This window comes from Methylosinus sporium (assembly GCF_003113265.1).
GTDB classification, from domain to species: Bacteria; Pseudomonadota; Alphaproteobacteria; order Rhizobiales; family Beijerinckiaceae; genus Methylosinus; species Methylosinus sporium.
Genome location: NZ_PUIV01000001.1, coordinates 159238 through 181194, shown reverse-complemented (window position 1 = coordinate 181194; position 21957 = coordinate 159238). Strand labels below are relative to the sequence as shown.

The following is a 21957-nucleotide window of genomic DNA, read 5'->3' as shown; positions in this document are numbered from 1 at the left end:
AAGATGCGTAAATCTGCAATTGTCTCGGCGATGCTGGCGGCGTTCGCCGCTTCTCCCGCCTCTGCCGCTCTGAAGACGGGCGCCGCCGCGCCCGATTTCAGCGCGCCGGCCGCGATCGGCGGAAAGGACTTCGTCTTCTCTTTGGCCGAGGCGCTGAAGAAAGGACCCGTGGTCCTATATTTCTACCCCAAATCCTTCACGCGCGGCTGCACTATAGAAGCGCATGAGTTCGCCGAAAATTACGACAATTTCGCCGCGGCCGGCGCATCGCTGATCGGCGTTTCCGCCGATTCGATCGCGACGCAGCGCGAATTCTCCACCAAGGAGTGCCGCGACAAATTCCCCGTCGCCGCGGACCCGAATTTCTCCATCATCGACGCCTATGACGCCAAGCGCGACCGCCCGGCGCAGAATGGCGCCGCGGTCTCGGACCGCATCTCCTATGTCGTGACGCCGGACGGCAAGATCGGCTCGACCTTTGTGAGCGCCGATCCGCTCGAGCATGTCTCACAAACGCTGCAATTCGTGCGACAATGGCGGGACAGCCACAAGCACTGAAAGTCCAACCTCTGCATAAAGGGACGAATATGAGTCGGCATTTCAATTCCGCGCGCGCGCTCGTCGGCGGCGCGCTCGTCGCCGCTTGCGTTGCGATAAGCACGGCCGATGCGCAGGCGCCCGGCCCCTCTCCGGCGAAAATCGCGGTCGAGAATCGCAAGGCGGAATTCACGCTCGTCGGCAATTTCTTCCGCTGGTTCGGCGCAGTCGCCAGGGGCAACGCCCCCTATGACGAGGCCGAGGCGAAGAAGCGCGCCGCGCGCATCGCTTATCTCGCAGAGTTTCTCGACGAATCCTTCCCCGAGATTTCCAATGTCGGCGAGCCGGACAGCAAGGCGAAGCCGGAGGTCTGGAAAGAGAAGGCGGATTTCGACAAGAAGCTCGCCAAATTCAAGGACGACGCCCGCATTTTCGCGGAGACGGTCGCCAAGGAGAAAGGCGCGACCGAAGCCTTCAAGACCGCGGTGGCGAACCTCGGCCAGGACTGCAAGGGCTGTCACGACTCCTACAAGGCGAAGTGAGCCCGAACGCGACAGCGCGGCGAGACGAATGACAGCAGTAATCGACAGGCCGCCCGACACAGGGGCGGCCGCGCATTCGAAAGAACGGCGGCTGGTGTGGGATCTGCCGGTGCGGCTGTTCCACTGGTCGCTCGTCGTCTCCTTCATCGGCGCCTATGTGACCAACAGGCTCGGCGTCGCCTGGTTCGATTGGCATGTGCGATTCGGCTACGCCGTCCTCACGCTCGTCGTCTTTCGCGCGCTCTGGGGCCTGTTCGGCGCCGAGCACGCGCGATTCGCGAGCTTTCTGCGGCATCCGCGAGAGGCGTGGCTCTATGGGCGACGCCTTTTGCGTAACGAGGCGCCGCTCTACCCCGGGCACAATCCGCTCGGCGCGCTGATGGTCGTCGCTCTGCTGCTCGGCCTATTGGCGCAGGCGACGATGGGGCTGTTCGCCAATGACGAGATTTTCAATGTCGGCCCCTTCGCCGGCGCGGTGAGCAAGGAGACGAGCCTTCTGCTCACCTCGCTGCACAAGAGGGGTTTCTATGTGCTGGCGGCCGCGGTTTTCATTCATGTCGCGGCGGTGATCGCCTATCTGGCGGTGAAGCGCGAAAACCTCGTGCGCGCCATGATCACCGGCTATAAGCGCGCCGAATCCGTCCATCCGAAGGATGAGATCACGAGCTCTCGCCTGCCGCTCGCGGCGCTATTGCTGCTGCTCGTCGCGCTCGCGCTCGCCGCGCTGACCTCGCTCACGCCTGTCGCCGGCGCCGGGAGCGATGGGTTTTGAGCGTAGCGCGTCGTTTGTTGTGAACCGCCAATCGGCTTTGGCGTTGCGTTTGTTTCGATCGGCGACCCGGGCTTCGACCTGCGTGAGGAGCGCGGCTTTGTCTGCAATGCGACGAGCGAGACATTGCGAGGACAAAGCGCCGAGTTCCGACTCGGCCATTGCGCGTGCGGAGCCACTCTGTGCGTCGCGACGGACGGGCAGATGCGCGGCAAGACAGTCGCGCCGATCGAGCGACGCGCCATAGTCATTCGAGCCGCATCGCGCTAAGCTGCCGAAGGCGGTGCGAGGACTCCGGCTCGACGAATTTGCCGGGCAGCGCTCGCAAAGCGTCAAGAGGTCGTTTCTGAATGGATATTTTCCATCGTGAAGCAATCTGGACGGCGCCTCTGCCGCGACCGACGAGCGGATTTGACGACCGCTCGCGATCGAAGGTCTTCGGGCTTTCGAATCCGCTCGCTACGAAGGAGCGGCCTTTCCGGATTTCACCGCCCGGACCTCATTGAAGCATCGAAATGGTCATTGTCGAGCTCCGTAGTAGGGGCTGCGACTTTCGCCGAGCGTCTGCTGCGTCTGTCTAGAATTTCCGATGCAGAAGCGGCGGCTCGAGGCGGCGCTGCGAAGCTCGATCTTCGCGACAGGCGTTGCCTTATTGGCGTTCCGAGTTGCAAAAGGATATTTCAACCGGGTGGGTCGTGCGCGAGCCGCCTTTCAGACCTTGATCGTGGGCGGATTCGCAGCTGCGGCGGCCTTCGGATCGGCTCGTGCTTTCGGTCGAGCCGATCTATTCGGCGATCCGCGCGCGGGTCCGTCGCGACGTTTCGGCGTGGACAGAATGAGTCCGACAGCGAAAGAACGGTTCTGGCGCCGAGCCCTGATCCTATTCTCCCTCGCATCTTTGATGGCGGGCCTCGTCGTCGCTTTCATCGGATCGCCCGGCTTCGCGCGCTGGATCTGGGCCGCGGGCGCGGTCCCAGTTGCAGCGAGCCTCGCTATCGCGATCATTCGTGACCTTCGCGCCGGGCGCACCGGCGTCGACGCCATCGCCTTTCTGTCCATGGCGGCGGCCTTGGCGCTCGGCGAGGCGCTGGCCGGCGTGATCGTCGCCGTCATGTATGCGGGCGGCAATGTGCTGGAGGATCTCGCCGTCGGGCGCGCCGAGCGCGATTTGAGATCGCTGGTCGATCGCGCTCCTCGCTCCGCCCATCGGCGCGTCGCGCAAGAGATCGAGGACGTCCCCCTCGATGCGATCCGGGTCGGCGACATGCTGCTGGTCCGCGCCGGCGAGGTCGTCCCGGTCGATGGCCAGATCGCCAGCTCAGAAGCTTCGCTCGACGAATCGGCGGTGACGGGCGAGCCTCTGCCGGTCCTTCGCCACGCCGGCGAAGCCGTGCTGAGCGGAACCGTGAACGCCGGCGAAGCCTTCGAGATGCAGGCCTCCGCTCTGGCCGGGGAGAGCACTTACGCCGGCATCGTCGCCCTGGTGACGGCGGCGCAGAGCGCCAAGGCCCCCTTCATGCGGATGGCGGATCGCTACGCCTTGCTGCTCTTGCCCACCGCGCTCCTGGTCGCTGGCGCCGCCTGGGCGCTCTCGCATGACCCGGTTCGCGGCCTGGCGGTGCTCGTCGCGGCGACGCCCTGTCCTTTGATCCTCGCCGCGCCGGCGGCTTTCATCGCGGGCGCCTCTCAGGCTGCGCGGCGCGGCATATTGATCAAAGGGGGCGGGCCTCTGGAGGCGCTCGCGCGAACCCGCACAGTCATGTTCGACAAGACCGGGACGCTGACGGTCGGCGGCGCGCGGCTCGTCGCGATCGAGACGGCCCCGGACGAGGCCCAAGATGAAGCGCTGCGGCTCGCCGCCTCGCTCGAGCAGGCGTCTCATCATGTGGTCGCCGCCGCCATCGTCTCCGCCGCGACGCAGCGGGGCCTCGCGCTGCAGCTTCCGCGCAATGTCCGCGAGACGCTCGGGACGGGAATCGCAGGCGAGGTCGAAGGCGCTGCGCTGCGCGTCGGCTCCCTTTCATTCGTTCACCAGGGGGCGCCCGTCGCGGACTGGGCGGCCCGCGCCGCGCGTCGCGCCTCCTGGCGCTCCGCGCTCACGGTCTTCATATCCGTGGACGGACAGCCCATCGCCGCCCTGCTGCTCGCCGACGAGCTTCGCCGCGAAGCGCCGCGCGCGGTTCGCGCCCTTCGCGACATTGGCGTCGCGAAGATCGTCATGGTGACCGGCGACCGGCCGGACGCGGCCGAAACGATCGCGGCGGCTCTCGATCTCGACGCCGTGCTCGCCGACAGAGTCCCCTCCGATAAGGTCGACGCGGTCGCGATGGAGCAGCGGCTCGCGCCGACGCTGATGGTCGGCGACGGAATCAATGACGCCCCCGCTTTGGCTGCCGCCGATGTCGGGGTCGCCATGGGCGCGCGCGGCGCCAGCGCCTCCTCGGAGGCCGCCGACGTCGTCATTCTCGTCGATCGCATCGACAGCGTGCCGGAGGCGGTGGCCATCGCGCGCCGCACCCGCGCCATCGCACTTCAAAGCATAGTGGTCGGGATGACGCTGTCCGGCGTGACGATGACCGCCGCCGCTTTCGGTTTCGTGACCCCGGTCGCCGGAGCGCTGATCCAGGAGGCGATCGACATCGCCGTGATCCTCAATGCGCTGCGCGCGCTCGGCCCCGGCGTCGCCGCTGGCCGAACGCCGATGCCGGAGACCGCCGCGCGCGCCTTGCGGAAGGGCCATGAAGAAATCACAGCGTGTCTCGATCGCCTGCGGCAGATCGCCGACGCATTGGACGAGGCGCCGCCGCAGCGCGCGGCCGATTATATCCTCGAGGCCGATCGGCTCGTCGGCGAGACGATCCTCGCGCATGAGCGCGAGGACGAGAGCGCCATCTATCCGCGCATTTCGAGCTTTCTTCCGGACGGCGCGGCGCTCGGCGCCATGAGTCGCGCCCATCGCGAGATTCGTCACCAGGCGAGGCTCCTGACGCGCCTGTCGGACGGACTGCGCGACAATGAGCCCGACAAATATGCGATCCGCGACGGACAGCGCATCATCGAGTCGATCGAAGCTCTGGCGCGCCTGCACAATGCGCAGGAGGAGGACATTTACGAGCAGGCGGCTTCGCCGCCGCTCGGTCGGGAGCGAGCTCGGACTATCGAACGCGCGAGAACCGAAGGAGCGGCGTCGGCGCTCGACCGGGTCTCGGACGCGATGCGCGGCGCGAGATGGCGCCGACGGCTGGCGCTCGGCGCGCTCGCGCTCGCGATCTTGCTGGGAAGCGCCTGGCTCTATGGCAGGTGGGGGAGCCCCTTTCGTTCGCCGTCGGTGACGGCGGAAGGCGTCGTCGCGGCGATCGGCACGACGCCGATCGAGACGCGCATTTCGGGAAGGATCGAAGCGGTCTATTGCGATCGTGGAACCAAGGTCGTGGCGGGCCAGATCTGCGCCGAGATCGATCCTGGGCCGTATCGGACCATCGCCTCGCAGAGCGAGGCCGATCTCGCCTCGGCGACACGCCGGCTCGAGCAGGCGAAGGCCCATCTGGCGCGCGTGAGGAAGCAGATCGAAAGCGGCCGGCCGAAGGCCCGTTTTATGGCGATGCTCGAAGCGGCGCAGCGACGCGTGGCGGCGGAGGAAGAGTCCTACGCCTCGAGCCGCGCGGCTCTGCGCGCAGCGGAAGACGATCTCGCCCGAACGAAGATCGCGGCGCCGGTCGCGGGAACGGTGGTCGCGCGTGACGCGGAGGTCGGACAAACGGTCGGCGACGCGCACAAGGCGCTTTTCCTCGTCTCCACCGACCCTGGCGTCGTGAAGATCGACGCGATCGTGCATGAAGCGGACGAGATAGGAGAGGTGAGAATCGGAAGTCTCGCGACCTTCGTCGTCGCGTCTCTCCCGAAACGCGTCTTCTCCGGACAAGTGACGCAAATCTCCAGGCTGGCGCCCGGCGCCGCCAAAGCCGCTTCATATAGAATCGTTCTCGAAGCTCCCAATGCGGACTTGCTGCTCGAACCAGAAATGACCGCGACCATCACCATCGAGCCGGAAAAAAACGCGCCATCATTTCATCATCCGAGCGGCGTCGAACCACGTCCCATCGAATGACGACGCCTGGCGCCGCTGTCTCGCTCCATTCTTCTCGAGCTCGGGGCGCAGGTCGATTTCCGCTGCGGCGGGCTCGACGCCGGACGCCGCAGCGCCGGAGCTTTTTCGTCGCCGCGGCGCCGCGCGCGTCAAACTCGAGCGCCTATACCCTTCGCTTTAGATGCTCGGGCCACTAGCCGGAGATTGGCGAACGCCCTCATGCGGTCCTGGCGCCGAAAACGCCCCGCCTTCTGAGCCCGGCGGCGCGTTCGACATAGGCCGCGATGGTCTGCGCGGTCGCCGACATTTCGATATCCTCGACCTGAACGAGGACCTTCCGTAACGGCTGTGACTCTTTCGACAGTGCTGTCACTGTCATCGACGGCGTAGATCATGTAAATGGCGCGAAGGTACGAGAGGCGGCTAACGAGCGGACGCCGATCGGGCGTCGTCGATGCAAAGTCGCGATCGAAGAGCGGCAAGGGCGAGACATGGCAAAAGCGGGACGAGAAACCGCCATCCATACTCGTCGCTGCAGCGAATTCATCGGTGCGGAAGTCCGAGTCGACGAAGCGAGCAGGCGCCCCGGCCCAGCGGCCGAGGACGATCGGCCGTCCCGCCGCCGCGAGACGGAAGCGGAAGGCCGCTCGCGCGCAGCGAAATGGATTGGCGCGAGAGCGAGAAAAAATCGCGGCTGAAGAGGTGTCGCCCCCGCTCGCTTCCTCTACGATCCTCAGCTTGGACGCCAGCAGCCATGCCCGCCTACGCAGGCGACGCCAGGAAGCGGATGGCGGAACGGGAGACGGCTCCGAGGAAAGCGGTCACTCGCCGCTCGTCACGGAAAGCGAGCCTGAAGGCTCGCGGTCCGGGGAGCGGATCGGACCGCGAGTCTTCAGGCTCGCTTCCACCTCCGCGCGGATCGGCTCCAACTCCTCCTCCGAAAAGGTCTCCTTATCGAGCAGCCGCTTCGCCGACTCCTCATGAATGCTCGCGCACGCCTTCAAAATCCCAGTCGCGCGGATGAAAGCGTCGTTCACCAGCTCCCGCACGGCGCGGTCGATGCGGGCGCTGGTCTCCTCGCTCGCCTCAGAGCGCTGGCCGAGATCGCCGATGTCGAGATAGCGCGGACGCTCGGCGATATAGGAGGCCTGACCGACCGCGGGCTCCATGCCGTAGCGCGTCGCCATGGAGCGGGCCATTTCGGTGGCGCGTTGCAGATCATCGGCGGCGCCGGTCGTCGCCTCGTGGAAGACATTCATCTCCGCCGCGCGGCCGCCGAGCAGAACCGTCATGCGATTCATCAGCTCCGAGCGCGTCATCAGATAGCGGTCCTCGGTCGGCATTTGCATCGTATAGCCGAGCGCGCCCATGCCGCGCGGAATGATCGAGACCTTCTTGATCGGGTCCATATCCGGCAGCGCCATGGCGACGATCGCATGGCCCATCTCGTGATAGGCGACGATGCGCCGCTCGCGCGGATGCAGCAGGCGATTGCGCTTCTCCGGCCCCGCGATCACGCGCTCGATCGCAGAAGTGAAGTCGTCCAACGTCACCGAGACCGCGCGCCGCCGCGTCGCCAATGTCGCCGCCTCATTGACGAGATTGGCGAGATCGGCGCCGGTGAAGCCCGGCGTCATCGCCGCAATCTGCGCGGGATCGACATCGGCGCCGAGCTTGATCTTGCGCAAATGCACCCCGAGAATCGCGGCGCGGCCGATCTTGTCCGGCCGATCGACAGAAATCTGCCGATCGAAGCGCCCGGCGCGCAGCAGCGCCGGATCGAGCACCTCGGGCCGATTGGTGGCGGCGAGCAGCACGACGCCGGAAGAAGGATCGAATCCGTCCAATTCGGCGAGCAATTGATTGAGCGTCTGCTCCTTCTCGTCATGCCCGCCGGAAAGGCCGGAGATTCCGCGCGCGCGGCCGAGCGCATCCAATTCGTCGATGAAGATGATGCAAGGCGCGGAGGCGCGCGCCTGCGTGAAGAGATCGCGCACGCGCGCGGCGCCGACGCCGACGAACATCTCCACGAATTCCGAGCCGGTGATGGAGAAGAAGGGCACGCCCGCCTCGCCCGCCACGGCGCGGGCGAGCAGGGTCTTGCCGGTGCCGGGCGGGCCGACGAGAAGAATGCCTTTGGGAACGCGCGCCCCGAGACGCCCATAGGTCTTGGGGTCTTTGAGAAAAGCGACGATCTCCTGCAATTCCTCCTTCGCCTCCTCGACTCCGGCGACATCGGCGAAGCCGACCTTCACATCCGTCTCGACGAAAATCTTGGCGCGGCTCTGGCCGATCTGCATGACCGAGCCGAGACCTTGCGTCATGCGGCGCGACAAATAGCTCCAGACGAGAAAAAACAGCGCGATCGGCACGACCCAGGAGAGCAGAGTCGAAACCCATGTGTTTTCGACGACGCCGGAATATTGAACCTTCGCCGCCTCCAGCTCCGCGGCTACGTCGGTCGGCACGCGCACGGCGACGATCTGCTTGCGGCCATCCTTCATCGGCTCCTTCAGAGTCGCGCGCATGATGTCGGCGCCGACCTCGACCGAGGCGATCTTGCTGTCGCGCAGAAGGGTCTGGAACTCGCTATAGGGAACCACCTCGGTCTGGCGATAGACTGTCCACATCTGCTGCAATATGAGCACGCCGGTCAGCGCCAGAAGAAAATAGGCGATGTGAAAAGACCAAGCCTTGTCTTTCGGGGGCTTCTCCATCGTCGGGCCTCGTCGTCGCTCTATGTGGCTCGCACGGAGAGGCGAGCCGTTTACATATAGGCGCCGACGCGAGCTTATCCACTCCGCGACGACCGCACGCTCAGACGAGGCGCCCGCGCGCCGCGGCCTCGAGGAAATCCTCGAGCGCATGGATGTAATCCATATCCTCGAAAGCCCTGTGCTTGTTCGCGGCGACGAAGCCGGCGAGCGAAGCGCGCGCGGCGCGGTCGCGTCCCAGGCGCACGGCGATCTCGACATAATCGTCGAGCGAAGAGGCGATCGTCTCCTCGCAGCCGATGCGGCGCAATATCGCCGCCGTATGGCGCCCGCGCATGAAATCGCCCGGCAGCGTCACGATCGGGCGATCGGCGCCGAGCAGGTCGAGCGTCGAGCGGCCGCCCGACCAGCCGGGCGTGTCGAGAATGAGGTCGGAAGCGGCCGCGGCCGCGATGAACAGCTCCTGCGGCATTTGCGGCAGGATCACGCAATGGTCGTCCGCACGGAGCCCCGCCGCGGCGAAGACGCGCTCCATCCGCGCGCGAAACGCCGCCGTCACCGCCTCGCTCTTGGCGAAGGCGATGAAGAGGAATTTGCACGGACCGACCGCGGCGGCGATGCGCGGAAAGACGGCGTCGTAGCAGGGCAGATATTTGTAGAGCGCCTGTCCCGAGAAGAAGATCGGCGCATAGGGCTCCGCGCCGAAGAGCGTGCGGTCGAGCTTTTGCGGCGCGAGCGTCTCCGCTGTATAATGCAGGCCGAGATTGGGCATAGGCGCCAGGCGCTCCGTATAGAAGCGTTCGGCGCCGTCCGGCTCCATCAGCGCGCTCGACAGAAAATAATCGATCGTCGACAGTCCGCTCGTCTCCGGCTGGCCCCAGGCCATGCATTGCACGGGCGCGAGACGCTGCGCCGCCAGCCAGCCGGACACGGGATCCATGCCGATCTCGGGATAGAGCAGAACATGCGGAGCGGCGGCGACGATGGCGTCGCGCCAGCCTTCCGGCGTCGAAGGCTCGCGCGGAAAATGCTCGCAGGCCTGCGCGGCGCGAATCGTGTCGGCGTCCTCGGTCTTGCCCGTATGAAAGCCGATGAGCTCGAAGCGCGCGCTGTCGAGCTCGGCGATCCAGCTCTCGAGAAAGAGACGAAAAACCGTGTGACGGCAGAAGAAGCCGCTCACTATGCCGACGCGTATGCGCTCGCCGGCCGCCGGCGGCGCGGCGAGCGGCGCCGCGGGATAGGCCCGCGCCAGAACGCGGCAGGCGAATTCGCCATAGAGCGTCTGCAATTTTCGATCGTCTTCGCCCTGATAGGGAAGGAAGAAGGGCTGCGTCGCGCCGATCGCCGGCGCGAGCGCGGCGGCGATCTCCGCATCCTGTGAAGATTCGGCGAGACGATCGAGCGCTTGCGCATAGCGCGCGCGGCGCAGGGCGATCTCCTCCTGCGTGTCATAGAGGATCGGCAGCTCGGCCATTGCGAGCGCGATGCGCGCGCCGCCGTGACGCGGATCGGCCGCGATCGCGGCGCGATGACGCGCGACCGCGTGATCCGTGCGTCCCTCGAGATGCAGCAGGCAGCCGAGATTATAATGCGCGTCGGACAGGTCGGGCTTCAGCGCGAGCGCGCTCTCATAGCAGACGATCGCTTCCGTATGGCGGCCGAGCTCTTGCAGCACGACGGCGAGATTGTTCCAATAAGCGGCGTCGCCGGGCGCGAGACGAACGGCGATCGAGAGCCGCGTCGCCGCTTCGCTCCAGCGTCCGCGCCGCATCAGCCAGGCGCCGAAATTGCCTTGCGCCTCGACGAGCCGCGGCTCGAGCTCTATGGCGCGCAGAAATGCCGCTTCCGCCTGCGCGGCCGGTCCGATCTCGGCCAGCGCATTGGCGAGATTGTACCAGATTTCCGGCCGGTCCGGCGCGCAGTGCGCGGCCTCGGCGTAATGCACGGCGGCTTCCGCGCGGCGGCCGAGCTCGGTCAGCGCGATGGCGAGATTGCAATGCAGCTCGCCCGAGCCCGGACGCAGCGCCACGGCGGCGCGATAATCCTCCACCGCCTCGTCGCGCCGCCCGAGCGAGCGCAGCGCGAGCGCGCGGCTATGGTGATAGATCGCATGGCCCGGGGCGATCGCCATCGCCTCGTCGATCAAGCAGAGGCCGGCCTCCATCGCGCCGCGCTCCACCTCGAGCAGACCGAGAAGATGCAAACTGTCGGCATGTCTCGGATGCGAAGCGAGAACGCCGCGATAGAGCGCGGCCGCTTCCTCGACCTCGCCCGCCTCATGGCGCGCGCGCGCCTCTCGAAAAGCCGAATCCGGCGTAACATCGTTCATGAGCGTCGCGAATCGTCCCGCGTCGGTCGCGCCCGAATCGGGCAGGATCGCAATCTTTGCTCTATCTCGGCCATAGCTGTTGCGCCAGCTTGTTCGGCGTGTTTCTGAAACGCGAATGAATGCGCCATGCTCTGCGCCGCGCGCCGCGCTACATGTCGTTGGCGACGCGAGGCGACATTGCAAGCCTCGGTAGGTCGTTCGCCGGCGGCGCTCGCCGTGAGAGTGAGAGGTCCAATGGACGCGCTCCAGCCGAATGCGGCTCCCCGCTGGGAATGGCGCATCTTCGGCGCCGATCTCGCGGCGCTGGAGGCCAGGCTCGGCTCGCCGACGAGCCCGCCGCGCCGCAGCGACGAAATCTATCTGCTGAACGCGCTGACGCCGCATTCGGCCAAGATTCGCGACGCGGCGCTCGAGGTGAAGCGTCTGCTGCGCGTCGACGACGGATTGGAATTATGGGAGCCGGCTTTCAGAGCGGCGTTTCCGCTGACGGCGGAGCGCCTCGCGGCGGCCGCCGCCGCTCTGGCGCTGCCGCCGAGCCGTCTCGATCGCAGCGCCTACGACGAGGCGCATTTTCTCGAGGAGGTCGTCGCCCCTTGCCCCGCTCTGCGCGCCGTCGCGGTGCGAAAATCGCGTCTGCGCTTTTCCTTTCACGATTGCCCGGCCGAATTCGTGCGATTGCAGATCGGCCCCGCGCCGATGGAGAGCGTCGCGCTGGAGAGCGCGGACGAGCGGCGGCTCGCCGAAGCGCTCGACGCGCTCGACGCCGATCCGCGGGTCAATGTGAATTTTCCCAAAGGCGTCGAACGCGCCGCCGCTCTGGCGAGCTGATCACGACGAGGAGGATGGGATGGGCGTGGAGATCGAGCGAAAATTTCTGGTGACGCGCGAGCTGTGGCGGCCGCGCAACGACGGCGTCGCCTTTCGCCAGGGCTATCTCTCGCGCGTCGAGGATCGCGTGGTGCGCGTGCGCACCGCCGGCGGCGCCGCCTTTCTGACGATCAAGGGCCGCACGTCCAACGTCACCCGCTCGGAATTCGAATATCCCATTCCCGTCGAGGATGCGCAGCTCATGCTCGATCGCCTCTGCGAGCGCCCGCTCATCGAGAAGACGCGCTATGAGGAGGTATTCGGCGGCCATATCTGGACTGTCGACGTGTTCCAGGGCGAGAATGACGGTCTGATCGTCGCCGAGATCGAGCTCGGCTCGGAAGAGGAGATTTTCGACCGCCCCGGTTGGCTCGGCCGCGAAGTCTCGGGCGATCCGCGCTATTTCAACTCGGAATTGTCCAAACGGCCCTTCGGCTATTGGGACGCGCCATAGGCCGCGGGCCGCCCCGCTTCGACAAAACCCCCGGAAATCGGCTAAAGCTCGCTCTCCCTCGAGAAAGCGAATCAAAAGCCATGACCATCCGCCTGCATTCGGGCGACCTGCCGGACGGCGCCGATCTCGGCCCCGTCGTCGCCATCGATACGGAAACGCTCGGCCTCAATCCGCATCGCGACCGGCTCTGCCTCGTCCAGCTCTCCGGCGGGAACGGCGACGCCGATCTCGTGCGCATCGCCCCGGGCCAGACCGCCGCGCCCAATCTGACGCGTCTGCTGGCCGACCCGAAAGTGCTGAAGCTCTTTCATTTCGCGCGCTTCGACATCGCTATTCTGGCCAAGACCTTCGGCGTGATGGCGGAGCCCGTCTATTGCACCAAGATCGTCTCCAAGCTCACCCGCACCTATACGGATCGGCATGGGCTGAAGGATCTCGTGCGCGAATTGCTCGGCGTGGAAATCTCCAAGCAGCAGCAATCCTCCGACTGGGGCGCGGCGACGCTCTCGGACGCCCAGCTCGCCTATGCGGCCTCCGACGTGCTCTATCTCCACGCGCTGCGCGAGAAGCTCGACGCCACGCTGGCCCGCGAGGGGCGCGTCGATCTCGCCGCCCGCTGCTTCGACTTTCTGCCGACGCGCGCGCGGCTCGATCTCGCGGGCTGGCCGGAGACAGATATTTTCTCGCATGAATGACGCCTCGAATTCGCCATGCGGCCGGCGTTATCTCGCGGACCTCGAGCAGGGACCGAATGAACGACGCATCGCCGCCGACCGATAGACGCGATCGGCTCGCCTCTATCATCGCCCCGCGCCGCGACGCCATTCCGCAGGCGCGGCGCCATTCGCAGCGCGTCGCCCGGCTGCGGCGCTGGCTGCTGTGGGGCAGCGGCGCGATCATCGCCGCCGTGGCCGTGGGCGTCGCCTTCCATTCGCTGCGCTTTCTGCCGGCCGATCTGCGCTTTTCGCGCATCGCCACAGAGGGCACGCGCATCACCATAGAGAGCCCCAAGCTCGTCGGCTATCGCAAGGACGGCCGCCCCTATGAGCTGCGCGCCCGCACCGGCGTGCAGGATATCGCCAAGCCCGATGTGTTCGAGCTGGAGCAGCTCGAAGTGCGCATACAGAGCGACAACGAGTCCAACGTCGTGCTGACGGCGGAAAAAGGCCTCTATGACGCCAAGAAGGACCGCGCCAATCTCTCCGGCGGCGCCCATCTCTATGACGGCAAGCATTACGACTTGCGCACCGACGCCGCCGTCATCGACTTTCGCGGCAATATCGTCACCTCGGACCAGCCCACGAGGCTGACGTTGGACAAATCGATCGTGACGGCGCGATCGGTCGAATTCTCGCAGAACGAGCGGCGCGCGACATTTTCCGGCGCCGTGCATACGACGCTGCCCGGCGACGACGACGCGGAGACCGGCGCGGCGCAAGGATCGTCTCCATGAAAATCGTCTCCATGAAAATCGGCTCCCTCAAAGTCATTGTCCTCCCCGTCGCCATGGCCGCGCTTCTGGCCGCTTCGCCAATCGCCGCCAAAGGCCGCTCCGGCGGCATTCTCCCCGGCTCCAGCGCCAAGGATCCGGTCGACATAGATGCGGGCAAGCTCGACTATTTCGACAAGGAGCAGAAGCTCGTCTATTCGGGCGGCGTCGTCGTCGTGAACGGCCCGTCCACGCTGAAGGCCTCTCGCCTCATTCTGCTGCTGGACAAGGCGCAGCAGGGCCAGGAGGGCAATGGCGGCAGCGACCGCGTTCGCCACATCGACGCGGAAGGGCCGGTGACGCTCGTCTCCAAGGACCAGATCGGAACCGGCGACCGCGGCAGCTACGACCGCAACGACAATAAGGTCTATCTCATCGGCAATGTGACGCTCACGCAGGGCGACAGCGTCGTGAAAGGCGACAAGCTCATCTACGACACCTCGACAGGCCAGGCGACGGTGATCGAAAAGCCCGGCCAGCGCGTGCGCAGCATCTTCACGCCCGGCGAGGCCAAGGGCGAGAAGAAGGAGAAAAAAGAGTCGGCCCCCGCCGCGGAGCGCCGCGCCGACTGAGCCCAGCTCTCAGCGCCGATAGACGCCGACGAGCGCCGTCTCCTCGAGCAGGGCCTCATTGGCGGCGCGCTCCACCTCGAGACAGCTCGGCTCCTTGCGCGCCACCGGCAGCGAGGCCGTCGAGAGCGCCATCAGGCGGAAGCGGTAGCGATGCGCGCCATGGCGCGGCGGCGGACAGGGCCCGCCATAGCCCGAACCGTCGAAATCATTGATCCCTTGCGAGAAGCCGCGCTGCGGCCCGGGACGCCCGGCGCCCTCGGGCAGCCCGGCGGCGTCGTGCGAGAGATCATAGACCGCCCAATGACGCCAGACGCCCGCCGGCGCGTCGGGATCGTCGCAGAGCAGAACGAAGCTCTTCGTATTCGCGGGCGCGCCGCTCCAGCTCAGCGGCGGCGAGACATTGGCGCCGTCGCAGGTGTATTTGCGGGGGATCTCTTCGCCATGGGCGAAGGCGGACGATTGCAACCGCATGTGACGCTCCTCGTGGAACCTCAAGCTTTCAAAAACGCTTCCGCCGGCGTGAAAGCCAGGCCGAGCGCCGCGGCGACGGAGGCGTTGACGATCGCGCCGCGCACCACTGTGAGGCCCGCAGCGAGATGAGGATCGTCGCGCAATGCGCCGAGCCCTTTGTCGGCGAGCGCCAGCACGAAAGGCAAAGTCGCGCTGGCGAGCGCGAAAGTGGAGGTGCGCGGCACGGCGCCGGGCATGTTGGTCACGCAATAATGAACGACGCCGTCGACGACATAGGTCGGATCGCTATGCGTCGTCGGCCGCGACGTCTCGCAGCAGCCGCCCTGATCGATCGCCACATCGACGATGACCGCGCCGGCTTTCATGCCCGCGATCATGCCGCGGCTGACGAGCTTGGGCGCCGCCGCGCCTGGAATGAGCGCGGCGCCGATGACGAGATCGGCGCGGCGTACGAGCTCTGCGATCGCCGTCGGCGTCGAGAATATCGTACGCGCCGCGCAGCCGAAGCGCGCGGAGAGGCGCCGCAACGGCTCGGCGCCGCGATCGGCGACGATGACGCTCGCGCCCATGCCGAGCGCGATCATCGTCGCCTGCGTCCCCACTGTTCCGGCGCCGAGAATCACCACTTCCGCCGGCGGCGCGCCCGGCGCGCCGGAGAGCAGCACGCCGCGCCCGCCCATGGATTTTTCGAGACAGCGCGCGCCCGCCTGCGGCGCGAGACGCCCGGCGATCTCGGACATCGGCGTGAGCAGCGGCAGGCCGCCGAAGGGCGACGTCACTGTCTCATAGGCGATGCAGATCGCGCCGGAAATCATGAGCTCCTGCGCCTGCGCGCGATCGGCGGCGAGATGCAGATAGGCGAACAGCAACTGCCCCGGCCGCAAGCGCGCGCGCTCCTGCGGCTGCGGCTCCTTCACTTTCACGATGAGATCGGCGGAGGAAAAAATCGACTCCGGCCCCTCGACGAGAGCTGCGCCCGCCGTCTGAAATTCGCCGTCGGAAATCCCGGCGCCGACGCCGGCGCCGCGCTCCACCATGACGAAATGGCCCCGCTGGACGAGCTCATAGACGCCCGCCGGCGTCAACGCCACGCGAAACTCATTGTCCTTGACTTCCCTCGGCGCGCCGACGCGCATCAGCGTCTCCCATCATGAAAGCGGCGTGAAGCGATCGAGAACGGCGATCACCTCTTCATCGTCGACTTGATGAAAATTCTCATAGAAAAATCCGATCGCGCCGAAGTCCCGATAGTGTTCGAGGCAGACGATCGCATCGGCCTCGCGGCGCAATGCGGCGAGTGCATCGGTCGGCGCGACGGGAATAGCGAGAATGAGCTTGCGCGGATGCAGCGCGCGCACGGCGCGCAGCGCGGCGCGCGTCGTCGCGCCGGTGGCGACGCCGTCGTCGACGACGACGGCGAGCTTGCCGGCCGGATCTGGCCGCGCCCTGCCGCCGAGATAGGCCTCGCGCCGCCGCTCGATCTCGGCGCGCTCGCGCGCGCAAACGGCCTGGAAGACCGACTCTGTCACTTCCGCCGCGGCGATCACATCCTCATTGCGCACGATGATCGGCGCACCGCCATCGGCGAGCGCGCCCATGGCGAGCTCTGGCTGATAGGGAACGCCGATCTTGCGCACCAGCACGAGATCGAGCGGCGCCTTCAGCCGCTCTGCGATATGCGCGGCGACGGGAACGCCGCCGCGCGGCAACGCATAGACCACAGCCGCTTCTCCCGCATAGGCGCCGAGCGCATCGGCGAGGCGACGACCGGCGTCGTCACGATCACGAAACGGCATGGCGTAGCGGCTCCGGCGGAAATGCGCGACGCGCTCGATATAATCGAGCGCCGCGCCGATGCGAGGGCCGCGCGCTCACGAAGGCGCCCGTTCTCCGAGCGGCCGCACGGCGCTCGCCTGCGGGCCTTTTTCACCATCTTCAGGCACATAGCGCACGCGATCGCCGCGTTCGAGCGCTGCGAATCCCGCGCCTTCGACGCTATTGCGGTGAAAATAGAGTTCGAGTCCGTCTTCGCTTTCTAGGAATCCATAGCCGTCCTCGCGCATCAGCCGCCGCACCACGCCGATCACCGGCTCGGCATGTTGCTTCACATGCCCCTCGAGCCGACGAACCTGATCCTGCAAGCGCCGCCGCGCGCGCTTGAAGGCGTCATTCAGCGCAAAGTCGAAATCCTGATAGCGCTCGTCCTCCGGCGGCGTGCGCTCGACGATCGCCTCGCGCCCATCCGGCAGAGCGAGACGAATATTGATCTCATATTGCCCGCCCGTCTGATGGCGCGCGCTCGGCGCCTTGATCACGACGCGGCAGGCGGTGACGCGGCCGAAGCGCGTCTCGAGCTCGTCTATATGGCGCGCGATGCGCGCCTGCGCCTGCGGCGAAGCCTCCATGCCTTGAAAATCGATTTCGGGCGTCGTCTGCATGGCCGAGCCTCCGTCCTCGTGACGCGAATTTCGCCGACGCTCGCGCGGCGGCGCGATAGTTAGATAGGGCGGGCGCGAGAGCGCATCATGCGCGGCAGCGACGACGAAGGATGCGCGTCATGACCATCGTGGAATCGGAGGTCGCCATCGGCCAGTATCGCCTCGGCGCTGCGCTGGCCATTCCGCAACAGGCGCGCGGACTGGTGATTTTCGTCCATGGCTCGGGCTCCTCGCGATTCAGCCCGCGCAACCGCTTCGTCGCCGCAGCATTGCATGAGCGCGGCTTTGCGACGCTGCTGCTGGATCTCCTGACCGAGGCCGAAGCGCAGGATCGCCGCAATGTCTTCGACATCCCTCTGCTCGCCGAGCGCGTCGTCGAGGCGATCGACTGGGCTGCGGACGAGCCTCTGCTCTGTGAATTGCCGATCGGCCTCTTCGGCGCGAGCACGGGCGCGGCGGCGGCGCTCATGGCGGCGGCGGAGCGTTCGCAAAACGTGCAGGCGATCGTTTCGCGCGGCGGTCGGCCCGATCTCGCGGGCGAGGCTTTGGCGCGAGCGCACGCGCCGACATTGCTCATCGTCGGCGGTCTCGATTCGCAAGTTCTTAATCTCAATCGCACGGCCGCGGGACGTCTGCCCGACGCCCGCCTCGACATCGTGCCCGGAGCGACACATTTGTTCGAGGAGCCTGGAACTCTGGAGCAGGTCGTCGCACTGGCCGCGACATGGTTCGCCGAGAAGCTGACGCGGCGCGATCACAGCGAGAGGTTCGCATGACGACGCTGGCCGAGACGCGACCCTTTCTGAAGCGTCTCTTCGAGCGCCTCGATTTCGCGCCGCGCCCGATCGGCGTTCAGACGAAGCACGCGCTCGACCATTGGCTGACGTCGCGCCGCGGCGTCGCTCCGACCTTCGCCGATGTCGTCGCGGATCTGCGCCATTGCGGCTTCGCCTTTCGCGCCGTTCCCGACGCGCGCGATTATGAGATCGTCATCGGCGCCAAGGCGGCCGCCGCCCTGCTCGGCGCGGTGGCGGACGGCGCGCGCTTGAGCGAAGCGCCCAATCGACGCGGCGCCGTGCGCCTGCGCCGGCTCTTCGACGAAGTCCTGCGCGCCGGCGAGCCGGCGCTCGTCGAATTCACGCTCGTCGCAAAAGGCCGCGATCGCGCCGGCGTCGAGCTCCTCGCCGCGCCGCTCGCGCTCGCCGACGGAACGCTCGGCGCCGTGCTCGGCGCGCTGAACATAGAGCGCTATGAAACGCCGGCGCCATCGCGCGAGCCGCCCGCTCAGAGCGACGAGCAAATCCTCCTATTCGCGCTCGGCTCGAGCCGCGCGCTCGGCGAACGAATCGCGCATGAAATGGGCTGCTCGCTCGCGCCGCATGAAGAGCGCCGCTTCGAGGACGGCGAGCGCAAGGTCCGGCCGCTCGTCGGCGTGCGCGACAAGGATGTCTATGTCCTCTCGAGCCTCGAGGGAGAGACGGGCGACAGCGGCGCCGACAAGCTCCTGCGCCTTCTCTTCTTCATCGGCGCGCTGCGCGACGCCGGCGCCGCGCGCATCACCGCCGTCGCCCCTTATCTCTGCTATGCGCGCAAGGATCGCCGCACCAAGCCGCTCGATCCTGTCGCGACGCGCTATGTCGCGCAATTGCTGGAGAGCGTCGGCGCCGATCGCATCGCGACCATAGACGCGCATAATGTCGCGGCCTTCGAGAACGCCTTCCGCATCGAAAGCGTCGCGCTCGACGCGCAAGCCTTGTTCGCGCGCTATTTCGCGCATCGGCTCGGCGCCGATCCGGTCGCCGTCGTCTCGCCCGATCTCGGCGGCGAGAAGCGCGCCGAGCTGTTTCGGCAGCGCTTGGAGACCATTCTCGCGCGGCCGGTCGCCAAAGGCTTCATGGACAAGCATCGCAGCATGGGCGAGATCACCGGCGAGATTTTCGCCGGCGATGTGGCCGGCCGCGCCGTCGTCATTCTCGACGATCTCATCAGCAGCGGCGCCACCATGGCGCGCGCCGCGCGCGCCTGCCGAGCCAATGGCGCGACGCGCATATTCCTCGCCGCGACCCATGCGCTATTCGCGCGCGACGCCGAGGCCGCGCTGCGCGAGGCGCCGATCGAGGAGATCGTCGTCACCGACACTGTCGCGCCGAGCCAGGCCGCCGCGCTGCGTCTGCGTGGACGCCTCGTCACGCTCGGCGTCGAGACGCTGCTCGCCGAAGCGATCGTCTGTCTGCACAGCGGCGGCTCCATTGACGAATTGCTCGACGCTGGTCCGAAAGGCGCCCCATGACGGCCTCTGCTCTCTTCGTCGATCTCTATGAGATCGCCATGTTGCGCGCCTATTTCGAGCTCGGCATGGCGGAGCGCCGCGCCAGCTTCGGCCTCTTCGTGCGGCGCCTGCCGCAGGAGCGCAATTTCCTGCTCGCCTGCGGCCTCGCCGATCTGCTCGAAGAGCTGCGAGCGCTTCGCTTTGACGACGACGATTTGCGCTATCTCGCTTCGCTCGGCTCTTTTCCGACGGAGTTTCTGGACTGGCTCGCGCGATTGCGATTCACTGGCGACATTCGCGCGCTGCCCGAGGGAACGCCCGTCTTCGCCAATGAGCCCATACTCGAAGTCTCGGCGCCGATCGGCGAAGCGCAGATCGTCGAGACGCTGATCCTCAATCAGATCGGGCTGCAGACGATGCTCGCCTCCAAGGCGGCGCGCATGGTCTTCGCCGCGCGGGGACGCGCGATCGTCGATTTCGGCGCGCGCCGCGCGCAGGGCTTCGACGCCGCCGTGAAAGGCGCACGGGCCTTTCATATCGCCGGCGTCGCCGCGACCTCCGATCTCGCCGCCGGCCGCGCGCATAAAATTCCCGTCGCCGGAACAATGGCGCACAGCTTCGTCGAGGCCTGTCCTTCGGAGGCCGCCGCCTTCGAGGCCTACGCCCGCATTTTTCCCCGAACCACGCTGCTCGTCGACACTTATGATACGCTCGAAAGCGTGCGCAAAGTCGTCGCGCTGGCGCGGGAGATGGGCGCGGATTTCGACGTCCACGCGATCCGGCTCGACTCCGGCGATCTCCTCGCGCTGTCGCGGCAGGCGCGGCGCATATTGGACGAAGCCGGCCTCACCCATATCGAGATCGTCGCCAGCGGCGGCCTCGACGAAGCGCGCATCGATCGCCTCGCCGCCGCCCATGCGCCGATCGACCTGTTCGGAGTCGGCACGGAAATGGCCGCCTCCACAGACGCGCCCGCGCTCGACATCGCCTATAAGCTCGTCGAATACGCCGGCGAAGGGCGCATGAAGCTCTCGCCGGGAAAACGCAGCCTTCCCGGCCGCAAGCAGATCTTCCGCCAGTTCCACGACGGCGTCGCCGTGCGCGACGTCATCGCGCGCGAAGACGAGCGCTATTCCGGCGTTCCGCTGCTCGAGCCCGTGATGCGCGACGGCGAGATCGTGAAGGCGCCGTCGAGCCTCGCCGACATTCGCGACCATGCGCGCGCCGCTATGGCGGCGCTGCCGGCGGATGTGCGCGGCCTCGCGCCTTGCGCCTCGCCCTATCCGGTGACGATCAGCCTGCGTCTCGTCGAATATGAGCGCGAAGTAGAGGCCTCTCTGGCGCGGCGGACGTGGCCGCGCGCGAGACAGCCGCATCTCACCCGATGTTCGTGAGGCGCGCGCGTGCGAGCGCGAGATAGCGGCGCGCGAGCGGCTCCCACTTCTCTTTTCGACGCGGCGCAGGATCGAGCAGATGAGCGAGACAAAGACGCGCGCGCAAAAGCGCACGACAGGCGCCATAGAGCGCAAAGAGCGCAGGCGGCGGCGCGCCGCTGAGACGCTGCGCCGTGGCGGCGACGATCGCCGCGCCGATCTGCGGCGCGCCGAGCAAATCGCATTCGAGAGCGAGAAAGGCGAGCTCGTCGAAAGGATCGACCTGACGCAATCGATCATTGAATTCGAGACAATCGAAAATCGCCAGCGGCTCGCAAAAGCAGATATGCTCGGGCCTCAAATCCCCATGTCCGTCGACGATGCGCTTTTCGCGCACGCGCGCCGCGAGCGCCGGCTGTTGCGCGACGAGCAGTCGATCGGCCTCGTCGAGCACAGCCTTTGCGTCGCAATGATCGAGCGCGAAGTCGCGCATGGCGATGATGCGGCGGCTTTCCGCCTGCTCCCGAACGAAGCGCGCGATGTAATCGCGCTCGGAAATCGTCGAGCGCGCGGCGGCTGCGTAGAATTCGGAGAGTCGCGCCGCGAGCTCCTCTATCCGGCCCGTATCGACGTCCCCGCTCGCGAGCAGCCGATCGAGCATCAGCTCGGCGGGCAGGCGCTTCATCACGACGAGCCAGTCGATAGTCTCGCCTTCGCCTCCGATCGACAATTTTCCCGCGTCGAACGTCAGCGGAACCACATCGAGATAGACATCCGGGGCGAGCCGCCGGTTGAGCCGCAGCTCGGCGCGGCAATCAGCCTCGCGCGCGAGCGGCGTCGAGAAATCGAGGAAGGCGAAGCGCACCGGCTTCTTCATTTTGTAGACGCGGTCTCCCGCGAGGAACAAGTGAGACATATGTGTCTCGAGGAGATCGACGCGCGCGGGCGCGTGCGGATAGGCGGAAGGCTCGGCGAGACGCTTCAGCTCATCGGCGAGAGACGGGCGATCGATCTGTGCTCGGCTGGGATCCGAAAGCATGTGCGGC

At 66.7% G+C, this 21957-nt stretch carries 19 protein-coding genes and 1 pseudogene; 13 read left to right on the top strand and 7 right to left on the bottom strand.

The genetic code is table 11. The annotated features are described in order from the left end of the window. The first annotated feature begins 3 nt into the window (after window positions 1–3). From C5689_RS00855 to C5689_RS18740, 5 genes and pseudogenes are all read left to right on the top strand, one after another. Window positions 4–558, top strand: coding sequence for a peroxiredoxin (locus C5689_RS00855; protein ID WP_108915374.1), 555 nt, complete (start codon window positions 4–6; stop codon window positions 556–558). Window positions 559–587: 29 nt separating this feature from the next. Beyond that, window positions 588–1079 carry a c-type cytochrome gene (locus C5689_RS00850; RefSeq protein ID WP_108915373.1) on the top strand — a complete coding sequence of 164 codons (492 nt, stop codon included), beginning with the start codon at window positions 588–590 and terminating at the stop codon, window positions 1077–1079. 28 nt (window positions 1080–1107) lie between these two features. Continuing rightward, window positions 1108–1851 (top strand): cytochrome b/b6 domain-containing protein, encoded by a 744-nt coding sequence (locus C5689_RS00845; protein WP_108915372.1) that lies wholly within the window; start codon window positions 1108–1110, stop codon window positions 1849–1851. 832 nt (window positions 1852–2683) lie between these two features. Then, window positions 2684–4975: pseudogene (locus C5689_RS00840) on the top strand (heavy metal translocating P-type ATPase); the annotation flags it as partial. 87 nt (window positions 4976–5062) lie between these two features. Next, window positions 5063–5956, top strand: a complete 894-nt coding sequence (locus C5689_RS18740) for an efflux RND transporter periplasmic adaptor subunit (RefSeq protein WP_244594537.1) — start codon at window positions 5063–5065, stop codon at window positions 5954–5956. Window positions 5957–6756: 800 nt separating this feature from the next. Here the strand turns inward: C5689_RS18740 and ftsH are convergent. Further along, window positions 6757–8652 carry an ATP-dependent zinc metalloprotease FtsH gene (gene ftsH / locus C5689_RS00835; RefSeq protein ID WP_108915370.1) on the bottom strand — a complete coding sequence of 632 codons (1896 nt, stop codon included), beginning with the start codon at window positions 8650–8652 and terminating at the stop codon, window positions 6757–6759. A 100-nt stretch (window positions 8653–8752) separates the two neighbouring features. After that, window positions 8753–10978, bottom strand: coding sequence for an O-linked N-acetylglucosamine transferase, SPINDLY family protein (locus tag C5689_RS00830; protein WP_108915369.1), 2226 nt, complete (start codon window positions 10976–10978; stop codon window positions 8753–8755). Window positions 10979–11212: 234 nt separating this feature from the next. Here C5689_RS00830 and C5689_RS00825 point away from each other — a divergent pair, with 234 nt between their 5' ends. The 5 genes from C5689_RS00825 (at window position 11213) to C5689_RS00805 (ending at window position 14360) form a co-directional block, all read left to right on the top strand. Continuing rightward, window positions 11213–11806, top strand: a complete 594-nt coding sequence (locus tag C5689_RS00825; protein ID WP_108915368.1) for a hypothetical protein — start codon at window positions 11213–11215, stop codon at window positions 11804–11806. A 19-nt stretch (window positions 11807–11825) separates the two neighbouring features. Further along, window positions 11826–12299 (top strand): CYTH domain-containing protein, encoded by a 474-nt coding sequence (locus C5689_RS00820; RefSeq protein ID WP_108915367.1) that lies wholly within the window; start codon window positions 11826–11828, stop codon window positions 12297–12299. An 80-nt stretch (window positions 12300–12379) separates the two neighbouring features. Beyond that, the gene (locus C5689_RS00815) at window positions 12380–12994 is read left to right on the top strand and encodes a ribonuclease D (RefSeq protein WP_108915366.1); all 615 of its coding nucleotides are present in this window, start codon (window positions 12380–12382) and stop codon (window positions 12992–12994) included. A gap of 56 nt (window positions 12995–13050) precedes the next feature. Then, a complete protein-coding gene (gene lptC, locus C5689_RS00810; protein WP_108915365.1) occupies window positions 13051–13752 on the top strand; it encodes an LPS export ABC transporter periplasmic protein LptC in 702 nt (233 codons plus the stop codon). Beyond that, window positions 13749–14360 (top strand): LptA/OstA family protein, encoded by a 612-nt coding sequence (locus C5689_RS00805; protein ID WP_108915364.1) that lies wholly within the window; start codon window positions 13749–13751, stop codon window positions 14358–14360. Before lptC ends, C5689_RS00805 begins: the two co-directional genes overlap by 4 nt. A gap of 9 nt (window positions 14361–14369) precedes the next feature. Here C5689_RS00805 and C5689_RS00800 read toward each other — a convergent pair whose 3' ends face one another. The 4 genes from C5689_RS00800 to C5689_RS00785 all read right to left on the bottom strand — a co-directional run bounded on the left by C5689_RS00800 (window position 14370) and on the right by C5689_RS00785 (window position 17269). Next, window positions 14370–14831: a YbhB/YbcL family Raf kinase inhibitor-like protein gene (locus C5689_RS00800; protein ID WP_108915363.1), complete on the bottom strand. Its 462-nt coding sequence runs from the start codon at window positions 14829–14831 to the stop codon at window positions 14370–14372. A 20-nt stretch (window positions 14832–14851) separates the two neighbouring features. Beyond that, window positions 14852–15967 (bottom strand): alanine dehydrogenase, encoded by a 1116-nt coding sequence (gene ald, locus C5689_RS00795; protein WP_108915362.1) that lies wholly within the window; start codon window positions 15965–15967, stop codon window positions 14852–14854. A 12-nt stretch (window positions 15968–15979) separates the two neighbouring features. Further along, window positions 15980–16627, bottom strand: a complete 648-nt coding sequence (locus tag C5689_RS00790; RefSeq protein WP_108915361.1) for a phosphoribosyltransferase — start codon at window positions 16625–16627, stop codon at window positions 15980–15982. A gap of 75 nt (window positions 16628–16702) precedes the next feature. After that, the gene (locus C5689_RS00785) at window positions 16703–17269 is read right to left on the bottom strand and encodes a cold shock domain-containing protein (RefSeq protein WP_108915360.1); all 567 of its coding nucleotides are present in this window, start codon (window positions 17267–17269) and stop codon (window positions 16703–16705) included. Between the two features lie 119 nt (window positions 17270–17388). Here C5689_RS00785 and C5689_RS00780 point away from each other — a divergent pair, with 119 nt between their 5' ends. The 3 genes from C5689_RS00780 to C5689_RS00770 are packed head-to-tail and all read left to right on the top strand — an operon-like array spanning window position 17389 to window position 20932. Then, complete coding sequence (locus tag C5689_RS00780; protein ID WP_244594518.1) at window positions 17389–18045, top strand: dienelactone hydrolase family protein; 657 nt, start codon at window positions 17389–17391, stop codon at window positions 18043–18045. Continuing rightward, window positions 18042–19559 carry a ribose-phosphate diphosphokinase gene (locus tag C5689_RS00775; protein ID WP_108915358.1) on the top strand — a complete coding sequence of 506 codons (1518 nt, stop codon included), beginning with the start codon at window positions 18042–18044 and terminating at the stop codon, window positions 19557–19559. The genes C5689_RS00780 and C5689_RS00775 overlap by 4 nt, the downstream gene beginning before the upstream one ends. Then, window positions 19556–20932, top strand: a complete 1377-nt coding sequence (locus C5689_RS00770; RefSeq protein WP_108915357.1) for a nicotinate phosphoribosyltransferase — start codon at window positions 19556–19558, stop codon at window positions 20930–20932. Before C5689_RS00775 ends, C5689_RS00770 begins: the two co-directional genes overlap by 4 nt. Here the strand turns inward: C5689_RS00770 and C5689_RS00765 are convergent. After that, window positions 20916–21950 (bottom strand): hypothetical protein, encoded by a 1035-nt coding sequence (locus C5689_RS00765; protein ID WP_108915598.1) that lies wholly within the window; start codon window positions 21948–21950, stop codon window positions 20916–20918. The genes C5689_RS00770 and C5689_RS00765 overlap by 17 nt on opposite strands. Window positions 21951–21957 lie beyond the last annotated feature (7 nt).